The following is a 20811-nucleotide window of genomic DNA, read 5'->3' as shown; positions in this document are numbered from 1 at the left end:
TTATCTTATGCAGACCTAACCCTGTACCCATGCTAAAAATTCTATTTTTCTTCCTAACCATTACCTCTTCGGTTTATTCCCAAACTTCTGGCTGTACAGATCCGCAAGCAGAAAATTACAATTCTACATCTGAACAAAATGATGGAAGTTGTGACTATAAAAAACTGAAACTAAAACCCGAATATTCTATTCGCTTGAGCGATTCATTAAAAGAAACTTCTGGTTTAATTGCGTTTGAAAATTTTCTTTGGACGCATAACGACGATCACGACAAAACGATTTATGGTCTAGATTCTTTAGGAAAAATTAAAAATAAAATTGTTTTGGAACAGACGGTAAATCACGACTGGGAAGAAATCTCGCAAGACGATACTCATATTTATATTGGTGATTTTGGAAATAATTATTCCGGAAACCGATCGGATTTGAAAATTCTTAAAATTGAGAAAAAATCTTTTTTGCAAGCCAATCCAAATATTGAAACCATCACGTTCACCTATTCCGATCAAACTGATTTTTCTATTTCAAAACCCAACAAAACCGATTTTGATTGCGAAGCTTTTATTGTTTCTAGGGACAGTATTTATCTATTTACCAAACAATGGAAATCATCTAAGACCAACATTTATGTTTTGTCGAAGCAAACAGGAACACAAACTGCCAAACTTAAAGCAATACTCAACACCAAAGGTTTGGTTACTGGCGCCACTTATTTGGAAGATAAAAAGCTCATTACTTTGTGCGGCTATACCAAAGTCGGAAGACCATTTTTGTACTTGCTTTACGATTTTAAAAATCAGGATTTTTTGTCTGGAAACAAAAGACGAATCGATTTAAAACTTCCTTTTCATCAAGTAGAAGGAATTGCAACAAAAGATGGTCTTCATTATTTTATTACGAATGAATCTTTGGTTCGCAAACCTGTTTTAAACAATCCGCAACAAATTCATTACTTAGATTTGAGCTCAATTTTAAATCAATATATCAATCCGCAGAAATAGCTTTATTTTTTGCTCCCATTATTAAAAGCCATAAACAAGTTCCTATTTCTCCAAGGCTTGCAGGAAGTCGGACATAAGATGATATTCCGAGTGCAGAATAATTAGGAAACAAAGTATTTGCAAAGAAATTTATCAAATAGCCTAGACAACCAAGCATCAATAATATTCCGAAAAATTTGGGGATTATTCCAGATTTGAAGATTAAATAACCAAGCGGAAACAGCCAAAGCCCCCAAAATATCTGAACAATTAGATTTCCGTAATCATATTGATTTAAATAAAACATGACCTGTTCTGCGTCTTGTTTATGAGAATCAATTATAGACAGCACAGCAAATTTATTTTGCATGTTTGCAAAAGAAATCGGCACACTAGCAACCGCCAAAACGACCATATAAATCGCATAAGTTTTATGAACTGGTTTTAATAATTTATAAAAAACAAAAGGTAGAAATAGAAAGAAAGTGTAGCAAATTAATCCGCTAACAATTCCAAGCCTGAAAAGAAATTCGGAATGAACAATATTATTAAAAGTTACAGAAACATTGTCCCAAATGATTAATTTGGATGGAACATATCCTAAACTAAAAATACCTGTTAACACAACTACTAAATACAATAAACCGGCAATTCTCCCAGTATTTCTAAACGATAGATTTGATTCTTGATTCATACTTTTATCTTTTAAAATTTTAAAACTGTTTTGGCCATTTCAATGCAGTCCAAAATATTATTGATGTCAGAACACTTTCTATTAATGCAAAAAAAACGTAAAAACTCCACCATGGTGCAATTGTCGTAAAGGCGATTAAAACCATTATTAAGGTATAAATAACTCCAAAAATCATATTGAGAAGACGGTTAAATTTTGGTTTTAAAACAACCGATGCAAAAATCATTAGCGCTGGAATTGCCATTAAAATCGCAGCAAGAAATAATTTTATTGGAGAATCTAGAAGCGTTTCTCCACTTATAAAATCCTCAACTTTCTTCGGAACATAAAGTGAGAAATAATCTCCATAGACGTAGCAAAACATTACTGAGGTCCACAATGCAGCAAGTTTGATTTTTGCATTAATCTTAAAATCTTCATAACTACTGGTATTTGTTTGTTTCTCGATCATAGCTTAGGGAGTTAAATTTCAAATATGACGAATGTAGTTTTAAAATGTTACAATTCATTTTCACAATCAACTTTCTTCTCAATTTTATAAAAGCGTGAAAACCAGTTTTAACACCCGTTTTTTTTCTCTAATTCAAAAACCTATCTTTGCGCAGTATTATTAGAATTTTAATTAATAGAAACTGATATTTCAGTTAAAAATCTTCATGAATTACTTATCTGTAGAAAATATATCAAAGTCATTTGGCGAAAGAGTCCTTTTTGACAACATTTCTTTTGGAATCAATAAAGATCAAAAAATCGCTTTTATTGCTAAAAATGGCTCAGGAAAAACAACCATTATGAGTATTATTAATGGACTGGAAGAGCCAGATACAGGGCAGGTTGTTTTGAGAAAAGGAATTAGAATGGCTTTTCTGTCACAAGACAATAATCTGCAAGATGAACTTACGATTGAAGAAAGTATTTTCGCTTCAGACAATGAAACACTTAAAGTGATTGAAGCTTATGAAAAAGCTTTAGAAAATCCTTCAGACGAAGAAGCTTACCAAAAAGCCTTCGATGCAATGGATCAGCATAATGCTTGGGATTTTGAGACACAATACAAGCAAATTCTTTTTAAACTAAAGCTAGAAGATTTTAAACTTAAAGTAAAAAATCTTTCTGGAGGGCAGAAAAAACGTCTTTCTCTGGCTATAATCCTAATTAACCGCCCCGATTTATTAATTCTGGATGAGCCTACCAACCACTTAGATTTAGAAATGATCGAATGGCTGGAAAGTTATTTTGCTAAAGAAAACATTACGTTGTTTATGGTAACGCACGACCGTTTCTTTTTGGAACGTGTTTGTAATGAAATCATTGAATTGGACAACGGAAAACTATACCAATACAAAGGGAATTATTCTTATTACCTGCAGAAAAAAGAAGAAAGAATTACTTCTGAAAACGCAAGTATTGACAAGGCTAAGAACTTATTTGTAAAAGAGTTAGAATGGATGCGCCGCCAGCCAAAAGCGAGAACAACCAAATCTAAATCGCGTCAGGATGACTTTTACATTATTAAAGAAAAAGCGCAAAGTAGACGTAAAGAAAATAAAGTAGAGCTTGAAATTAATATGGAAAGAATGGGAAGCAAGATTATTGAGCTTCACAAGCTTTCTAAAAAATTCAAAGACAGAGTTATTCTGGATAACTTTAGTTTTGATTTTCAACGTGGAGAAAGAATCGGAATTATTGGCAAAAACGGAACTGGAAAATCAACTTTCTTAAATCTGCTGACAGGAACAATTCCACCTGATAGTGGACGTGTTGTTAAAGGAGATACCATAAAGATAGGCTATTATACACAATCTGGAATTAACCCGAAACCAGGTCAACGTGTTATTGATATTATTAAAGAATACGGAGAATATATTCCTCTTACTAAGGGAAAAATTATTTCCGCTTCACAACTATTGGAACGTTTTCTTTTTGATGCAAAAAAACAATACGACTATGTTGAGAAATTAAGCGGTGGAGAATTAAAACGTTTGTATTTATGTACCGTTTTGATTCAGAATCCGAACTTCTTGATTCTCGATGAGCCAACAAACGATTTGGATATTGTAACGCTTAACGTTCTTGAAAGTTTCCTTTTAGATTATCCTGGATGCTTATTGGTAGTTTCTCACGATCGTTATTTTATGGATAAAATTGTAGATCACTTATTTGTTTTTAGAGGCCAAGGCGAAATAGAGAATTTCCCAGGAAACTATTCTGATTTTAGAGCTTATGAAGACAGTGCAGATGTTGCGCAAAAAGAAGAAAACAAAGCAGAAAAGAAAGACTGGAAACAAAACAATCCAACAGGAAATTTAAGTTTCAACGAGCAAAAAGAATATCAGAAAATTGAAAGAGAAATTAAAGATTTAGAAATCGAAAAGACGAAAATCGAACAATTATTCTCTGACGGAAAAGTTGCTGATGCTGATATTGAGAAAAAAGCAAATGAACTTCAAAATATCATAAACAAAATAGATGCAAAAGAAGAACGCTGGTTTGAACTTTCTGCTAAACTTGAAGGATAATTTTTTGTTTTAGGTTTGAGCTGTGAATGTTAATATCTAAAAACCATCACTGCAACTAAAAAACTAATTTATATATTTACGGCTTTAAAAAATAAATACCACATGAAAAAATTATTAGTAGCATTTTCTATTCTTACATTTTTTGTTTCTTGCACAAGTGATTCAGGATTGGAAAGAATTCCAGAAAAAATAGATTATAGCGTTGAAAACGAGAAAGAAATTACAGATTATCTAACTAAAAATAATCTTACAGCGCAAAAAACTAGTACTGGCCTACATTATATTATTAAAGAAGAAGGAACAGGAAAACAACCAACTTTGCAATCAAATGTAACGGTTACTTATAAAGGTATGCTAACCAACGGAACCGTTTTTGATGAAAATGCTTCTGGAGCAACTTTTCCGCTAAGCAAATTAATATTAGGATGGCAGCAAGGATTACCATTTTTAAAAGAAGGTGGAAATGCTATTTTGTTTGTTCCTGCACATTTGGGATATGGAAGCACCAAAGTTCAAAACATCCCAGGCGGCTCTGTATTAATTTTTGAAATCAAACTAATTTCAGTTAATTAATTCGTCTGAAAAACTGATTACTAAATAAGAATGCTTTTTCAAATACAATCTTATCTAAAATTTCTTTGGCATTCTAAAAACGAACATGCAGTTCATTCTCCCTTTGTTTTTAGTTTACTGACAAAGTGTTTTTATGATAAGAAATCAAAACCAGAATATGAGATTCTTAAAAAGTATAGAAAAACGCTTTTAGAGAACAAAAACTTTATTGAAGTAACCGATTTTGGAGCAGGCTCGAGAGTTTTTAAATCAAACAGAAGACAAATTTCTAAAATTGCACAAACAGCAGGAATTTCGCCAAAACGTGCCGAATTATTATTTAGAGTTACCAATTATTTTCAGCCAGAAAATATTCTCGAAATAGGAACATCTTTAGGTTTAGCAACTTCTGCATTGGCTTTAGGAAATCCGAAAGCGAAAGTAGTTACAATTGAGGGCTGTCCAAACACAGCAAATGTTGCCCAAAATCAATTGACTGATTTTGATTGCAAGAATGTTGAAAATGTAATTTCTGAGTTTGAATCTTTTTTAGTTTCTGAGAACATTCAAGCGACAAATTACAACCTTATATATTTTGACGGAAATCATTCTAAAAAAGCAACTTTAGAATATTTTGAGCTTTTATTGCCAACTATAGATAATGATTCTGTTTGGATTTTCGATGACATTCATTGGTCAGAAGACATGGAAGAAGCTTGGGAGATAATCAAAAATCATTCTAAAGTAAAAGTCACAATTGATACTTTTCAATGGGGTTTTGTATTCTTTAGAAGGGAACAGCCGAAAGAGCATTTTATAATAAGAGCATAAAAAAAAGACGATCAAAAACGATCGTCTTTTTTATCTAATTCAAAATTTTAAAAATCTATTTTTTTGCTTCTTTATTTTCTTCAGATTTAGCTCCCATTCTGTTTATCTTATACATTGGTGCAAACTTGATTTTCAAACCAGCAATTTTTCGGTTATCCTCAGCTGTAAGGCCCTCTTTTTCTACTGTATTTTTACGGCTATCCAGAGCTTCATACATTAATTTAATTTCATCCCAGTCTTCTCTAGAATATTTGTCCTTATTATTTTCTACAGTATGAACAAACTGCTGATAAACGCTATGAATGTTTTGGGCGTTAACCCAACTAAAACTCATATCATCACCAATTTTTCCTGCACCAAACAAAGCATCTCTTAATTGTTGTTTTGGGCTAGGAGCTGGAGGGGCAAATTGGGCGGTCATTTCATTTTTAAATTCCTCGTACTTAATTTTACTTGCATTTATTTTTTCTGTCGCAGCGGCGTTATCTTTAATATCAGCCAAAGCAGCTTGAGCTTCTTGAGATCTTCTATCGTATTCGGCTTCTACACTTTTCCAATTGTCTTTCAAATCTGCGGCAGCAACATTTTTAACAGAGTCAACATAGATAACATAGTTTTCTACTGTTTTTTGAGCTTTTTCTTGTTTCTCATCTTTACATGATACAAGTCCTAATACTAATAATGCAATTCCTGTGGCTATTTTTATGTTTCTCATAATCTTAGTTATTAATTAATTATACCCAAATTTACTTAATCCCTATCTTAATAAATTACATTATTCTCACATTTTAAAAAACAAAAATCTATTAAATCTGTAAAAAAAGAAAAAGAATGAGAATTATGCAAAATATTTCAAAAATGATATAACCTAATTTCAGATTAAAAACGTATTAATTTTGCTGCCTCAATACATTTAAGAACGAAAAACGGATTTTGTAACAAAAACCAATTATCAACTACTTATTCAAAAGTGTTTTGTACTTTTAAATCCAAAATTGTAAAATAAAATGGCTGAACCATTAATTAAAATAACCGACATTAAACGAAATTTTACTTTAGGAAACGAAATCGTTTATGTTCTAAAAGGAATAGATCTAGAAATACAAAAAGGCGAATATGTTGCTTTAATGGGACCTTCTGGATCAGGAAAATCTACCTTAATGAATTTATTAGGCTGTTTAGATACACCTACTTCGGGTCGTTATATTTTAAATGGTAAAGATGTCAGCAAAATGAAAGATGATGAATTGGCCGAAATTAGAAATAAAGAAATTGGTTTCGTATTCCAAACTTTTAATCTTTTGCCAAGAACAACTGCCTTAGACAATGTTGCACTGCCAATGATTTATGCAGGTTATGGAAAAGCTGAAAGAATCGCTCGAGCAACTGAAGTTTTAAAACAAGTAAATTTAGCTGACAGAATGGATCACCAGCCGAATCAGCTTTCTGGAGGACAGCGCCAGCGTGTGGCTGTTGCAAGAGCGTTAGTAAACAAGCCTTCGATTATTTTGGCCGATGAACCTACAGGAAACTTAGACAGTAAAACTTCTGTAGAAATCATGAAGCTTTTTGGAGATATTCACGCACAAGGAAATACTGTGATTCTAGTAACTCACGAAGAAGATATTGCAGCTTATGCGCACAGAATTATTCGTCTAAGAGATGGTTTAATTGAAAGCGACACAAGAAAATCGGTTTAACCGTTTATTTGGTTAATCGTTTAATCGCAAAGAAAAAACTTAGAATCTCAGCATCTCAGAACCTTAGCATCTTAAAAAAAATGAAAGTATATACAAAAACCGGAGATAAAGGAACAACGGCTCTTTTTGGAGGAACCCGAGTACCAAAAGATCATATCCGCATTGACAGTTATGGAACTGTTGATGAACTAAATTCTTATATCGGATTAATCCGCGATCAAGAAATGGATTCACATTATAAAACCATTTTAATCGAAATTCAAGACCGTCTTTTTACAGTTGGTGCCATTTTGGCAACTCCACAAGAGAAAGAAGTTTTAAAAAACGGAAAACTTCGCTTAGAAAATCTCGGCATAATTGATTCGGATATTGAATTGCTAGAAAACGAAATAGATAAAATGGACGAAAGTCTTCCGCCAATGACTCATTTTGTTTTGCCTGGAGGCCATCCGACCGTGTCACATTGTCATATAGCGCGCTGTATTTGCCGTCGTGCAGAACGTTTAGCGGTGCATTTAAGTCATAATGAACATGTTCCCGAAATAGCAATCACCTATTTAAACCGACTTTCTGACTACCTTTTTGTCTTGGCACGAAAGTTGTCCTCAGACTTAAAAGCGGAGGAAGTGAAATGGATTCCGAGAAAGTAAAATTTTAGATTTTAGACTTCAGATTTTAGATTTTGAGAGTTCCCAAATCTGAAATCAACAATCTAAAATCTGCAATTAATGGGACGTTCTTAAATTTTATTAAAATAAATCAAAATTTACTTGTCTTTTTCAGTAAAAAATTTATTTTTGCACAAACTAAACAGATAACAGATGTATTGGACATTAGAATTAGCATCTTATTTAAGTGATGCGCCATGGCCTGCTAACAAAGATGAACTTATTGACTACGCCATTAGAGCAGGTGCTCCATTAGAGGTAGTAGAAAACCTTCAATCAATCGAAGATGAAGGTGAGATATATGAATCAATGGAAGAAATTTGGCCTGATTATCCAACAGACGAAGATTATCTTTGGAATGAGGATGAATATTAAAAAATAAACCAAAGGAAAAAGTCTCATCATAGAGACTTTTTTTTTGGTTCAAATACATATTATATAATAAAGAAATACAATAAATCATGAGTTTCATAAACAGTATTATTAAAGTCTTTGTCGGCGATAAGTCGCAAAAAGATGTCAAAGCTTTACAACCTTACTTAAATAAAATTAAAACATTCGAAGCTCCTTTAATGAGTCTTTCAAACGACGAGTTAAGAGGAAGAACCGTTTATTTTAAAGATAGAATTAAAGAAGCTAGAGCTGATAAAGATGCTAAAATCGCTTCACTTAAAGCTGAAGTAGAAAACATCGAAGACATCGATAAAAGAGAAGACATTTATGATGCTATAGATGCTCTTGAAAAAGAGGCTTATGAAATCTCTGAAAAAACTTTATTGGAAATTCTTCCAGAAGCGTTTTCTGTAGTAAAAGAAACGGCTCGCCGTTTTAAAGAAAACTCACATATCGAGGTAACTGCAACTGCAAAAGACCGCGAATTCTCAGCAACAAAATCATACATTACCATTGATGGCGACAAAGCAGTTTGGGCTAACAAATGGAATGCTGCCGGAAAAGATATCACTTGGGACATGATTCACTATGATGTTCAGTTAATTGGTGGTATGGTATTGCACGAAGGTAAAGTTGCCGAAATGCAAACAGGGGAAGGTAAAACGTTAGTAGCTACTCTTCCACTTTACTTAAACGCTTTGACAGGAAACGGAGTTCACTTAGTAACAGTGAACGACTACTTAGCAAAACGTGATAGCACATGGAAAGCTCCTTTATTCGAATTCCACGGTTTATCTGTTGACTGTATCGATAATCACCAGCCAAGTACAGAACAAAGAAAGAAAGCATACGATGCCGATATCACTTACGGAACCAACAATGAGTTTGGTTTTGACTACTTAAGAGATAACATGGCACACTCTCCTAGCGATCTAGTTCAGAGAAAACACAATTTTGCGATTGTCGACGAGGTTGACTCTGTATTAATTGATGATGCTAGAACACCGCTTATTATTTCTGGACCAGTTCCTCAAGGAGATCGACACGAATTCAACGAATTGAAACCAAAAATCGAAAACTTAGTTGCGCAACAACGTCAGTTAGCGAATGGTTTCTTAGCTGAAGCTAAAAAATTAATCAAAGAAGGTAATACTAAAGATGGAGGTTTCCAATTATTGAGAGCTTACAGAAGTTTACCTAAAAATAAAGCATTAATTAAATTTTTAAGTGAAGAAGGAATTAAACAATTACTTCAAAAAACTGAAAATCAATATATGCAAGATAACAATCGCGAAATGCACAAAGTTGATGAAGCTTTGTATTTTGTGATTGAAGAGAAAAACAATCAAGTAGAATTAACAGATAATGGTATTAAATACCTTTCTGGAGATACAGATTCAGATTTCTTCGTTTTACCAGACATTGGAACAGAAATCGCTGCGATTGAAAAACAAAAATTAGACAAAGACGCTGAAGCGGAAGCTAAAGAAAGATTATTCCAAGATTTTGGTGTAAAAAGCGAGCGTATCCACACTCTTACTCAACTTTTAAAAGCTTACGCTTTATTCGAAAAAGACGTAGAGTATGTTATCATGGACAACAAAATTATGATTGTCGATGAGCAAACAGGTCGTATCATGGACGGACGTCGTTACTCAGACGGTCTTCACCAAGCGATCGAAGCTAAAGAAAACGTAAAAATCGAAGCTGCAACTCAAACTTTTGCAACTGTAACGTTACAAAACTACTTCAGAATGTACAACAAACTGGCTGGTATGACTGGTACAGCGGTTACAGAAGCTGGAGAGTTATGGCAAATCTATAAATTGGACGTTGTTGAAATTCCAACTAACCGTGGAATCGCGAGAATTGACAAAGAAGATTATATCTACAAAACAACACGTGAGAAATTCAACGCTGTAATCGAAGATGTAACAGAATTATCACAAGCTGGAAGACCAGTATTGATTGGAACAACTTCTGTAGAAATTTCAGAATTATTAAGCCGTATGCTTAAAATGAGAGGAATCACGCACAACGTATTGAATGCTAAAATGCACAAGCAAGAAGCACAAATCGTTGAAGAGGCTGGTAAAGCTGGAGTTGTAACAATTGCAACAAACATGGCTGGTCGTGGTACCGATATTAAATTATCGCCAGAAGTAAAAGCTGCGGGAGGTTTAGCAATCGTTGGTACAGAGCGTCACGATTCTCGTCGTGTAGACAGACAGTTACGTGGTCGTTCTGGTCGTCAAGGAGATCCAGGAAGTTCTCAATTCTATGTTTCTCTTGAAGATAACTTAATGCGTTTATTCGGTTCTGAAAGAGTTGCGAAAGTAATGGACAGAATGGGACTAAAAGAAGGTGAAGTCATTCAGCATTCTATGATGACTAAATCTATCGAACGTGCTCAGAAAAAAGTCGAAGAAAATAACTTTGGTGTTCGTAAACGTTTATTAGAGTATGATGACGTAATGAACTCTCAACGTGAAGTAGTTTACAAACGTCGTCGTCACGCATTGTTCGGAGAGCGTTTGAAATTGGATATCGCTAATATGCTTTATGATACTTGCGAATTAATCGTAAGCAATAATAAAGTAGCTAATGACTTTAAAGGATTTGAATTTGACTTAATTCGTTATTTCGGAATCACTTCTCCAATTTCAGAAGCTGATTTCACAAAATTAAATGATATCGAAGTTACTGGAAAAGTATACAAAGAAGCTTTAGCATTTTATACTGAAAAAACAGAAAGAAGCGCAAGAGAAGCTTTCCCAATTATCAAAGGAGTTTACGAAGAGCCAAACAATCATTTCGAAAGAATTGTAGTTCCATTTACAGACGGAATCAAAACTTTGAATGTTGTAACTGACTTGAAAAAAGCTTACGAAAGCGAAGGTGCTCAATTAATCGCTGATTTTGAGAAAAACATCACACTTTCTATTGTTGACGAAGCTTGGAAAAAACACTTGCGTAAAATGGATGAATTGAAACAATCTGTTCAATTGGCTGTTCACGAGCAAAAAGATCCATTGCTTATTTACAAATTAGAAGCTTTCAATTTGTTTAGAGGAATGTTAGACAACGTTAATAAAGAAGTTATTTCATTCTTATTCAAAGGTGATTTACCAGCTCAAAACGTTCCTGAAATTCACGAAGCAAGAGAAGTGGCTCGTCCAAAAGAAAACTTACAATTAAGTAAAGACGAAATTCCAAATAGCGAAAGCTTGAACCGTGAGGCTGGAGAAACTCAACAGCGTCAGGTTACTGAAACTATCGTTAGAGATATGCCAAAAATCAACAGAAACGATACTGTTGTAGTTCAAGAAATTGCTACTGGTAAAACAGAAACCATGAAGTACAAAAAAGCTGAAGCTTTAATAGCTGAAGGAACTTGGATTTTAATTAACTAATAATTTCTATTTCAAATAGTAAACATAAGTGACCCGTCAGATTTTTGAAATCTGTCGGGTTTTTCTTTTCTAATGCCTCCAGTTGTGCTTTTTTTATATTAAATGACAAAAATCGTTCTTGTAAATAAATTTAAAATGTATTTTTGCTCTCGAAAACAACGAAACATATTTTGAAACGACTTTTCGTCATATTTCTTTCTTGCATGCTATTAGTCCCTTCTTTTGGCAGTTTCTTTGTTTATACCTCATTCAAATTAAATCAGGAAGAAATTTCTAAAACAATCTGTGTACAACGTAAATTGGTTTTCAATAGCTGTAATGGTCGTTGTGAACTTCAAAAAAGCTTAAAAAAATACGCAGACAACGAAAAAAGAATGCAAAACAATCTGAAAGAAAAAGCAGAAGTGGTTTACATTCAGACTTCAATCTTAAACAATTTCAAATTAACGGGACTTATTGAATCAAAAGCAAAAATTTTCGCTTCATTCGATAAAAAGCCTATTGCAATCGCAAATTCGATTTTTCACCCTCCATCCTATTTTATATAAATTTTAAAAGTCAAAATTCTAAGACTTGCAGTTCGCTTACGGCCTAAAGCCTATAGCTTACAGCTTTAATTTATATAATTCAAAATGAAAAAAATATACTTTACCCTATTAATCATAGGGCAATGTGTTTTTGCACAAAACAAAACCGAGCAAGACACAACAAAGCAAGAACTTGAAAATGTTTTTGTAACCGCCAATCGTACGGCAACTTTAAGAAAAGAAACGCCAGTCGCCATAAGTAAATTGACAGCAAAAACAATCAACGAAGCCAAAGCAACAGCAGTTTACGAAATCATAAATAAAACTCCCGGAGTCTTGATGGTAAATCTAGGTAACGAACAGCACATGATGTCTATTCGCCAGTCTATGACCACAAATGCCTACTATCTATATTTAGAAGACGGGTTGCCAATACGTCCAATGGGAATTTTCAACCACAATGCATTATTGGAAATAAATCAATACAATCTGCAAAGTATTGAAGTTATAAAAGGTCCGGTTTCTTCTTTATACGGGCCAGAGGCTGTTGGCGGAACCATCAATTTAATTTCGATTAAACCACCAGTTGATCCTGAGTTTAAATTCGGAATTCAAGCTGACAATTATGGTTATAGAAGATTTCAGGCGGCTGGCGGCGCAACAATTGGAAAAGTTGGCTTTCATATTGCTGGAATTTCAAGTTTACAGGAAAATGGCTGGATGACTTATTCTGATTATAATAAGGACAATTTGAATGCAAGAATTGACTACAACATTTCTCCTTCTACCCGATTGATCAGCAATACGATGTATGGAAAATATTATTCAGACATGAGCGGAACTGTCAATGAAGAAGCTTTCAACAACAGAACTTATAAAAGCACTTCTGATTTCACGTATAGAAAATCGGACGCTTTGAGAACCCGTTTAACACTAGAACACGACTGGAACAGTAATTCTAGCAGTTACATCACCACTTATTTGCGTGACAATAAATTAGGCCAAAATCCATCGTACGGAATCAAATGGAGTCCAACTGTAAATCCAACAACAGCCAAAGGTGAAGTAAATTCAAACAACTTTAAAAGCTATGGCGCAATCGGGCAGCACACTCAAAAGTTTGATTTTTTAAGCACCAAACTTGTGGCTGGAGCTTTATATGATTATTCTCCTGTAACGTATTGGTCGTATGTAATTGATTTAAAAGCCAATTTAAATCCAGGGCAGCCAGGAAAACAAACGGTAGATTCGTATGAAATCATCGCTGAACATCCTGATTCTAAACTTTCTGATTATACGGCTGATATTTTCAACACAGCAGGTTATGCTCAAATCAATTTTAATCCGATCGAAAAATTAGTTATTACAATTGGCGGGCGTTATGACAATATGAAAGTGAATTATGACAATGCCATTGATTTTTCTACAGGAAGCAAAGTTTATGACAAATTTACTTTTAAAGCTGGAGCCAATTATAATCCTGTAGAATCTGCTGGTTTTTACGGCAATTATTCACAAGGTTTTGCACCTCCCGGAATTACTTCTATTTTTAGAGCTAAACCAGGAACTGGTGGTACATCAGGCGTTCCCGCTGAGTTTTATTACAATCTGAAACCTGCAGATTTCAATAATTATGAAATTGGCGGATGGCTTTCTTTCTTCGAAAATAAGCTAAACTTTGATTATGCTTTTTATTATATGGAAGGCAAAAATGAATTATTAAACATCAAACTTCCAGATAATTCAACAGATTATCGTTCAGCTGGAGAAACACGTCATAAAGGAATCGAATTTGGTGCTTCATACAAACCATCAAAACAATTCAATATTCGTCTTGGGGGTACTTATGCACAACATACTTATATTGATTTTAAACTTTCAGATAAACCATCAGATCCAATCCAAGATTTAAACGGAAAAGAAATGCCTTCAGCTCCAAAATGGTCAGGAAATTCAGAAGTTAGTTATTATCCTAATTGGCTTCCAAACCTAAGAACGTCTTTAGAATGGCAACTTGTAGGCAGTTATTATCAAGATCAAATCAATACGGTAAAATATGACGGCTATAATATTTTCAATGCCAGAATTGGTTATCAATGGAAAAAAATTGAGGTTTATGGAAACGTATTAAATCTTACTGACAAATTGTACGCTTACAATGTTACCAGAACCAATGTTGCCAATGCTCAGCCAACTTATACTGCCGCAGCACCTAGAACTTTTGTATTCGGACTTCAATATAACTTCTCATTAAAAAAATAAAATAAAATTTCGCCACAGATTAAAATGATTAACACAGATTAAATAATCTTTTCTAATCTTTTAAATCTGTGGCAAAAAAAAAATGACCATGAGTAAAGAAACACATAAAAAATCTTCGAAGAGAAAAGATTCCAAATTCATCAAAAAAATCAAGCAACACATTTACAAATGGCATCGTGTTATTGGATTGATTACAATTGTTCCTGTAATTTTCTGGACCTTTTCTGGTTTAATGCATCCTTTTATGGCGCATTTTTTCAAACCTGAAATTGCTCATGATAAAATTGAACAATCCATTATCGATAAAAGCCAATTGCATTATTCTATTCAAGAAGTTTTACTGAAAAATGAAATATCGCAATTCAAAAATTTCAGAATTGTCACTTTTAATAATTCAACTTATTATCAAGTAAAAACTATTCTTGGCGAACTTTGGTATTATGACACTTCGACTACTAAAAAACTGGAAAACGGAGATCAAAAATATGCAGAGTGGCTTTCTCGTTATTTCTTAGACGATCAAAAAAGTCCTGTAAAAAACAGCGAAGTTGTAACCGAATTTACTTCGCAATACAAATATGTAAATCGGTACTTACCAGTTTACAAATTAACTTTTGATCGTCCAGATGGCATGCAGGTATATGTAGAAACCTCATCGAGCAAATTGGCGACTTATAATCCGATTTCTAGACAAGCTTTTATTTGGTTTTTCGACACTTTTCATAACTGGTCTTTTATCGATGTCATAAGCAATAATAGTATCCGAATTATTACGATGATTTTCTTATTATCAATTATTGGGTTTTCTGCCTTGAGCGGGATTCTAATTTATGGTCTGCTTTGGAAACAATTCAAAAAAGCAGATAGTTTAGAGCCAAAAAAAGGTTTGCGACAATACCATCGTCAAATTGGAATTTGGATTTCGCTTTTTACTTTAACTTTTGCTTTCAGCGGCGCATATCACGCAACTACAAAATGGGCGCCTTATACGCTATCGCAAATGGTTTACGAACCGACTTTTGAAACCAAAAAAATTCCTGGTGCAAACAATAATCTTGATTTAGATTGGAATCGTTTTCAAAACATTAGCTTAATTACGTTGAATGACACTATTTATTACAGATGTCAATTGCTTGAAAAAGAATCAAAAAGGTTCAAAATACCAAAATCAGATTCTAAATGGAATAAAAAAGAAGATTCAAAATCTGAAGTGATTTACATTAATGCAACAACCAATAAAGTTGCGCCAAATCTGGATTTAGAATATGCCGAATTTTTAGCATATTATTTTACCGATGGAGCGCCAAAAGCGTCTTGTTGCGAAATGATCGAAACTTCAGAAGATGATTCCCAACCTTCATTCGAAAATATAAAATTGCTTGAGTCAAAAGTATTGACAGATTTTGATGGCAGAGAATACGGTTTTGTCAACAAAAGGCTTCCGGTAGTGAAATTGGCTTATGACACGCCAGAAAAAACAACTTATTTTATTGAAACTTCAACATCAAGATTGGCTGCAGTTGTCAATAATTCCGATCGAGTTGAAGGCTATTCTTTTGCTATTTTACACAAATTTTTATTTATGGATTGGGCTGGAAAAAATATTCGCGATCTGACAACAGTTTTAGCTGCTTTGTCGATTCTAATTGTTAGTATTTTAGGTTTTGTTCTTTTTCTGAAAAAGTAAAGAAAAGGTTCTGAAAGACTAAGATTCTGAGGCTCTAAGAAAAAAACTTAGCATCTCAGAATCTTAGTATCTTAGAATCTTAAAAAATTTATCTTGGGTTATCTTGGTAATAACGCTCTTCAATTCGTTTTATATCTTTTATCGAGTTTTTCGCCCATAATAAACGTTTAACTAAAATTTCTTCTTCAGATAATTTCCAATCAATATCTGATCTACGAAGCCTATTTGTCAAGCTTTGAATAATAATTGCAGCAGAAACTGAAATATTCAAACTTTCTGTAAAACCTACCATTGGTATTTTTAAGAAACCATCGGCATTGTCCATAATTTCTTTTGATAAACCTTCTTTTTCTGTTCCAAAGAATAAAGCGCTTGGTTTTGTAATATCAAAATCTTCCAACATACAATCTTTTTCGTGCGGTGTTGTAGCAATAATTTGATATCCCTTGCTTTTCAAATCAGAAAGGCATCCTGAAACCGAATCAAATCGATTAATGTCAACCCATTTTTGCGCGCCTAACGCAATTTCTTTATCGATTCTTTTTCCAAAACGCTGCTCAATTACATTTAATTCCTGAATTCCAAAAACTTCACAGCTTCGCATCACGGCGCTTGTATTGTGCATCTGATAAACATCTTCTACTGCAACTGTAAAATGTTTTGTTCTATTTTCTAGTACTTTTAAAAAATTAGCTTTTCTATTTTCAGTTAATATGTTTTCTAAGAATGCGAGATAATCTAAATCAATCATTTTATTTATGTTTGGCGCAAAAATACATAAATTAAAGAGAAAGAGGTATCCGTCTAAACTTTCAACGTGCTAAATCTTCAATGAAATTAGCATTAAGTTTTTCGTGAAGCAGATTAACCGCATTCAAATCGACAGATAAAAAATCATCTTTATAAGAATCTCCAATAAAAACAGCATTTTCATTTTTAGAATGTTTTTTAAGACGTTCCAACATTAGATTTATTTCGTTTTCAAAAAAATTAACATCAATAAAAGATATAAATCGTTCTATAACATTTTTCATTCCGTCATTGTAATTAAGCATAATGACATTGCTGTCCGCTTCATAAAAATCTACAAAACCTTGAAAATACTTTTCTAACACCAAAGCTTGATACTGCTGGAAACTTATTTCTTGAATTTCTTTAGAAGTAATTCCAAAAACACTCGATGGAATTATATTTGGCACCATATGCATTCCTGCCATCTTTTGGTGCGATCTCAAAACCTCATCAGGATTTCTATACAATAAAGCAAAAGGAAGTTTAGAAAAAATCGATCTTAAATAAGAAGCTTTGAAAATACTCCAAGCATCCAGTTTCAGAATAAGATTCTTTTGTTCTGGAAATCTTTTCTGTCCTAAGAATCTCAAAACCGATTTCAGCAAAATTGTTTTGATATTCAAATCGAAAGCATCACTTCTTAAAATCTGATCAATAATTGGAGCTTCAGAAATCATAATGTTTTCAGATGAAGTTGCGAGAGATTGACTCAACATCGTAGATCCGCATCTTGACACATGAAAAACCAATCCTTTCAATTCTACAAAATCGAGTTCTTTAGACCAATCAATCAGGTTTTCTGCCGTGCTTATCGTTTTAAATGGTTTTGAATTATAACTATGGCTTTTGCATTTTGCAATTGTTTCATCAAAAAAAGGTTCTGCAAAAGGAATATCTGACAAATAAAGCCATTCAAAATAGACTTCATTTTCTTTTTCAATCAATTTAATCGGAATCCAATTTGAAATAAAATCTTTTACATTTTCCATATTACGAGTTCATTTGTGATTGAAGTTCGGCAATAATTTTAGTATTAATTTCAGATGGATTTCTAGAAAGTTCTGCAATAATCTGCTGTTTTACCTCATCTGAGTATTGTCTTTTGGGCACGAAATTCACATCAAAACCCATTTTAGAAAACAATTCATCCGACCAATCATTTCTGATACAATCTAATGTTAAATGAATTCTAGGTTCTGAACTTTTATTTTGAACACTGTGCGGCAATTGAAAATTGGCGTACCAGCATTCTCCCATTTTCATAGGAACGAGTTTTTTATCTATATAAAAATAAACTGCAGAATTGGTAATAATGGGAACGTGAATTCTAAAAAAACCATCTTCATACGACGTATCATTATCAACATGCTCTTTTATCTCACTATTAGGATCGAGTCTTAACAATCTCACTGCTTCTTTTTCGCATTTAAACCAATCCATTATCTCTTTAAAATAAGAACAGCTTTCGAGCAAAGGCGTATTTTTATATTCTTTATCTGGAAAAGAAAGAATATCGTTTTCTAAACCCGATTGCGATCGTAAAGAAATACTCGTCCATTTTCCTTCATAGCGATAAGTATTAAAATGCGGTGTCCATAAATTGGTTTCGCAAGTCAATAAATCATTTTGCAATTTTTCTATCGAAAAAGAAACAGGAAGTTGGCAAGAAGAAGGATTCATAAACCTTAATTTTTTAAATTACTAATTATAAAATGATACAATTTATCGGTAGAAACCGAAACAGATTCTGAATCTGTTTTTAATACCAAATCTGCTTTTTCTGGAGTTTCATAAACATCACTTATTCCTGTAAAACTTCTAATTTTATTTTGATCATGATCTAGTAATAAAGCTCTTTTGTATAATCCTTTTGGATCTCTTTCAATCAAATTGCTAATCGAACAATCCAGAAATACTGTTTTTACAAATTCAAAAGTTCTTAATTCATTTCTAATATTTTCATACGGATTTATAACCGACATCAGAACGATTTTATTTTCTTCAATCAAACTTCGGCCAACATTAAAAAGACGTCGAACATTTTCGCAGCGATCTTCTTTAGAAAAACCTAAATCTTTACAAATCGTCTGTCGGTAAACATCGCCATCTACTATTTCGGCTTCATAATTGTTTTGAAGCAATAGATGCCTAACATTTTCCGCCAGCGTTGTTTTTCCTGAACCAGACAGTCCTGTAAATTGAATTAAAATCATATTGAATACTTTTACCAAACCAAACATTAAAATTAAATAATTCGAAAAGAGAGACAAAGCGTATAAACCCCCATTCTTTTATCTAAAAAAGTATAGCTACTCCTTATTATTTACTAGACATTTGAATAAAGAAATCACTATTTTTATCTTTTAATAAAACTAAGAATGAAAAAGAAACTTGTTGTTTTAACAGGAGCAGGAATCAGCGCTGAAAGCGGAATCAAAACCTTTCGCGACAGTGATGGTTTATGGGAAGGACATGATGTAATGGAAGTTGCAACGCCAGAAGGCTGGCATAAAAATCAGGAATTGGTTCTCGATTTTTACAACAAAAGACGCCAACAGTTAAAAGAAGTAAATCCGAATTTGGGTCACACGATTTTAGCTGAATTAGAAAAAGACTTCGACGTGCAGATTATCACGCAAAATGTTGATGATCTTCATGAACGCGCGGGAAGCACAAATGTTTTGCATTTGCATGGCGAGTTGCTAAAAGTACGAAGCACTCAAAATAAAAACCTGATTTTAGATTGGACAGAAGATTTGCTTACGGGAGATTTAGATTTGAACGGACATCAATTACGCCCGCATATTGTTTGGTTTGGCGAAGAAGTTCCTGCGCTCGAAGAAGCTATTGACATTACAGAAACTGCAGATTATTTTGCTGTTATTGGCACTTCATTGCAAGTATATCCTGCTGCAGGATTAATTTCTTATACACCTAGCACAACACCTGTTTTTTATATTGATCCGAAACCCATTTCGATTCCGAATCTTCGAAATAAAGTAGAGACCATTGCTAAATTTGCTTCTGAAGGAGTTGCCGATTTAAGAGAAAAATTACTGAACTTAGAAAAAACAACATGATTTTTGAAAGTTGGCTGCAGCAGTTATTCCAATTTAATATTGGCTGGCTCTTTGTTTTCTTTTTAATAGAGAACTCGTTGTTGGTAGGTTTATCAATTTTAATTGGAAAAATACTGGAACCAGAAAACACATTTTTAAAGAATAAAGATCGAAAATGGGTACTTTCTACTCTACTTTGCAACACCTTCATCACTTTAATTGGTTTTGAATTGTATCGCTACGGAATCCTAAAAATAGATTTTTCGGCATCTATTAAACTTATTATTTTTGATACGCTTTTATTGATTCTTTTAATGGATCTTTTCATGTTCGTTTTTCATTTTTTAGTTCATCATTTAAAATGGCTTTACCCAATTCATAAACTGCATCACACGCATGTAGAAACCAATGTTTACAGCTTATATGTCCTTCATCCGATAGAAACTCTAGGCTTTGGTTTTATATGGCTATTTTTAATTACAATTTTGAAATTTAATTATTTGAGCATCATCATTTATCTTGTTCTAAATCTATCTTATGGAATATTCGGGCATCTAAAAAAAGACATATTTCCCTCTTTCTGGTACAGCAATTACTTCACAAAATGGATTTCGACCACTAAATTCCACAATGATCATCATAAAAATGAAACTCATAATTACGGTTTTTACTTTACAATTTGGGATAAAATTTTCAAAACCATAATTTAAGCATCAATATAGCTTTCAGAAGTT

Annotated in this window: 20 protein-coding genes; 13 read left to right on the top strand and 7 right to left on the bottom strand. The window is 33.1% G+C overall.

Annotated elements, in window-relative coordinates; genetic code table 11:
• The first annotated feature begins 29 nt into the window (after positions 1-29).
• On the top strand, positions 30-1001 hold the full coding sequence (locus ABXT06_RS20355; protein ID WP_354592382.1) for a T9SS C-terminal target domain-containing protein: 972 nt from the start codon (positions 30-32) through the stop codon (positions 999-1001).
• Here ABXT06_RS20355 and ABXT06_RS20350 read toward each other — a convergent pair.
• Both ABXT06_RS20350 and ABXT06_RS20345 read right to left on the bottom strand, forming a co-directional pair.
• Positions 985-1674 carry a DUF4386 domain-containing protein gene (locus ABXT06_RS20350; protein WP_354592381.1) on the bottom strand — a complete coding sequence of 230 codons (690 nt, stop codon included), beginning with the start codon at positions 1672-1674 and terminating at the stop codon, positions 985-987. The two genes, ABXT06_RS20355 and ABXT06_RS20350, sit on opposite strands and share 17 nt — an antisense overlap.
• Before the next feature lie 19 nt (positions 1675-1693).
• A complete protein-coding gene (locus tag ABXT06_RS20345; protein WP_354592380.1) occupies positions 1694-2125 on the bottom strand; it encodes a DUF6326 family protein in 432 nt (143 codons plus the stop codon).
• A gap of 205 nt (positions 2126-2330) precedes the next feature.
• On the opposite strand from ABXT06_RS20345, the gene ABXT06_RS20340 reads away from it, so the two are divergent.
• The 3 genes from ABXT06_RS20340 to ABXT06_RS20330 all read left to right on the top strand — a co-directional run bounded on the left by ABXT06_RS20340 (position 2331) and on the right by ABXT06_RS20330 (position 5576).
• Positions 2331-4193: an ABC-F family ATP-binding cassette domain-containing protein gene (locus tag ABXT06_RS20340; RefSeq protein ID WP_354592379.1), complete on the top strand. Its 1863-nt coding sequence runs from the start codon at positions 2331-2333 to the stop codon at positions 4191-4193.
• A 102-nt stretch (positions 4194-4295) separates the two neighbouring features.
• Positions 4296-4766, top strand: a complete 471-nt coding sequence (locus tag ABXT06_RS20335) for an FKBP-type peptidyl-prolyl cis-trans isomerase (protein WP_354592378.1) — start codon at positions 4296-4298, stop codon at positions 4764-4766.
• A gap of 30 nt (positions 4767-4796) precedes the next feature.
• On the top strand, positions 4797-5576 hold the full coding sequence (locus ABXT06_RS20330; RefSeq protein WP_354592377.1) for an O-methyltransferase: 780 nt from the start codon (positions 4797-4799) through the stop codon (positions 5574-5576).
• Positions 5577-5631: 55 nt separating this feature from the next.
• Here ABXT06_RS20330 and ABXT06_RS20325 read toward each other — a convergent pair whose 3' ends face one another.
• Positions 5632-6291 (bottom strand): DUF6565 domain-containing protein, encoded by a 660-nt coding sequence (locus ABXT06_RS20325; RefSeq protein ID WP_354592376.1) that lies wholly within the window; start codon positions 6289-6291, stop codon positions 5632-5634.
• 292 nt (positions 6292-6583) lie between these two features.
• Here ABXT06_RS20325 and ABXT06_RS20320 point away from each other — a divergent pair, with 292 nt between their 5' ends.
• The 7 genes from ABXT06_RS20320 (at position 6584) to ABXT06_RS20290 (ending at position 16226) form a co-directional block, all read left to right on the top strand.
• Complete coding sequence (locus tag ABXT06_RS20320; protein ID WP_354592375.1) at positions 6584-7276, top strand: ABC transporter ATP-binding protein; 693 nt, start codon at positions 6584-6586, stop codon at positions 7274-7276.
• 80 nt (positions 7277-7356) lie between these two features.
• Positions 7357-7926, top strand: coding sequence for a cob(I)yrinic acid a,c-diamide adenosyltransferase (locus ABXT06_RS20315; RefSeq protein ID WP_095931074.1), 570 nt, complete (start codon positions 7357-7359; stop codon positions 7924-7926).
• A 171-nt stretch (positions 7927-8097) separates the two neighbouring features.
• Positions 8098-8319 (top strand): DUF2795 domain-containing protein, encoded by a 222-nt coding sequence (locus ABXT06_RS20310; protein ID WP_007138072.1) that lies wholly within the window; start codon positions 8098-8100, stop codon positions 8317-8319.
• An 86-nt stretch (positions 8320-8405) separates the two neighbouring features.
• Positions 8406-11750, top strand: coding sequence for a preprotein translocase subunit SecA (gene secA, locus ABXT06_RS20305; protein WP_354592374.1), 3345 nt, complete (start codon positions 8406-8408; stop codon positions 11748-11750).
• 203 nt (positions 11751-11953) lie between these two features.
• The gene (locus ABXT06_RS20300) at positions 11954-12298 is read left to right on the top strand and encodes a hypothetical protein (RefSeq protein ID WP_354592373.1); all 345 of its coding nucleotides are present in this window, start codon (positions 11954-11956) and stop codon (positions 12296-12298) included.
• A gap of 84 nt (positions 12299-12382) precedes the next feature.
• Positions 12383-14539, top strand: a complete 2157-nt coding sequence (locus ABXT06_RS20295) for a TonB-dependent receptor (protein WP_354592372.1) — start codon at positions 12383-12385, stop codon at positions 14537-14539.
• Positions 14540-14627: 88 nt separating this feature from the next.
• Complete coding sequence (locus tag ABXT06_RS20290; protein ID WP_354592371.1) at positions 14628-16226, top strand: PepSY domain-containing protein; 1599 nt, start codon at positions 14628-14630, stop codon at positions 16224-16226.
• A gap of 88 nt (positions 16227-16314) precedes the next feature.
• Here the strand turns inward: ABXT06_RS20290 and ABXT06_RS20285 are convergent, their stop codons facing one another.
• From ABXT06_RS20285 to cysC, 4 genes are all read right to left on the bottom strand, one after another.
• Positions 16315-16977: a TrmH family RNA methyltransferase gene (locus ABXT06_RS20285; protein ID WP_354592370.1), complete on the bottom strand. Its 663-nt coding sequence runs from the start codon at positions 16975-16977 to the stop codon at positions 16315-16317.
• A gap of 61 nt (positions 16978-17038) precedes the next feature.
• Entirely contained in the window at positions 17039-18007 is a 969-nt protein-coding gene (locus ABXT06_RS20280; RefSeq protein ID WP_354592369.1) for a sulfotransferase family protein, read from the bottom strand.
• A gap of 1 nt (position 18008) precedes the next feature.
• Complete coding sequence (locus tag ABXT06_RS20275) at positions 18009-18698, bottom strand: aspartyl/asparaginyl beta-hydroxylase domain-containing protein (protein ID WP_354592368.1); 690 nt, start codon at positions 18696-18698, stop codon at positions 18009-18011.
• Between the two features lie 5 nt (positions 18699-18703).
• The gene (cysC, locus tag ABXT06_RS20270; RefSeq protein WP_354592367.1) at positions 18704-19231 is read right to left on the bottom strand and encodes an adenylyl-sulfate kinase; all 528 of its coding nucleotides are present in this window, start codon (positions 19229-19231) and stop codon (positions 18704-18706) included.
• A gap of 165 nt (positions 19232-19396) precedes the next feature.
• On the opposite strand from cysC, the gene ABXT06_RS20265 reads away from it, so the two are divergent.
• Positions 19397-20098: an SIR2 family NAD-dependent protein deacylase gene (locus tag ABXT06_RS20265; protein WP_354592366.1), complete on the top strand. Its 702-nt coding sequence runs from the start codon at positions 19397-19399 to the stop codon at positions 20096-20098.
• Entirely contained in the window at positions 20095-20787 is a 693-nt protein-coding gene (locus ABXT06_RS20260) for a sterol desaturase family protein (RefSeq protein WP_354592365.1), read from the top strand. The genes ABXT06_RS20265 and ABXT06_RS20260 overlap by 4 nt, the downstream gene beginning before the upstream one ends.
• The last annotated feature ends 24 nt before the right edge of the window (positions 20788-20811 follow it).

It is taken from the genome of Flavobacterium sp. UW10123, from assembly GCF_040538975.1.
Lineage (GTDB): Bacteria > Bacteroidota > Bacteroidia > Flavobacteriales > Flavobacteriaceae > Flavobacterium.
Note: the sequence above shows the minus strand (reverse complement) of the source record. Positions and strands in the feature narration are given on the sequence as shown.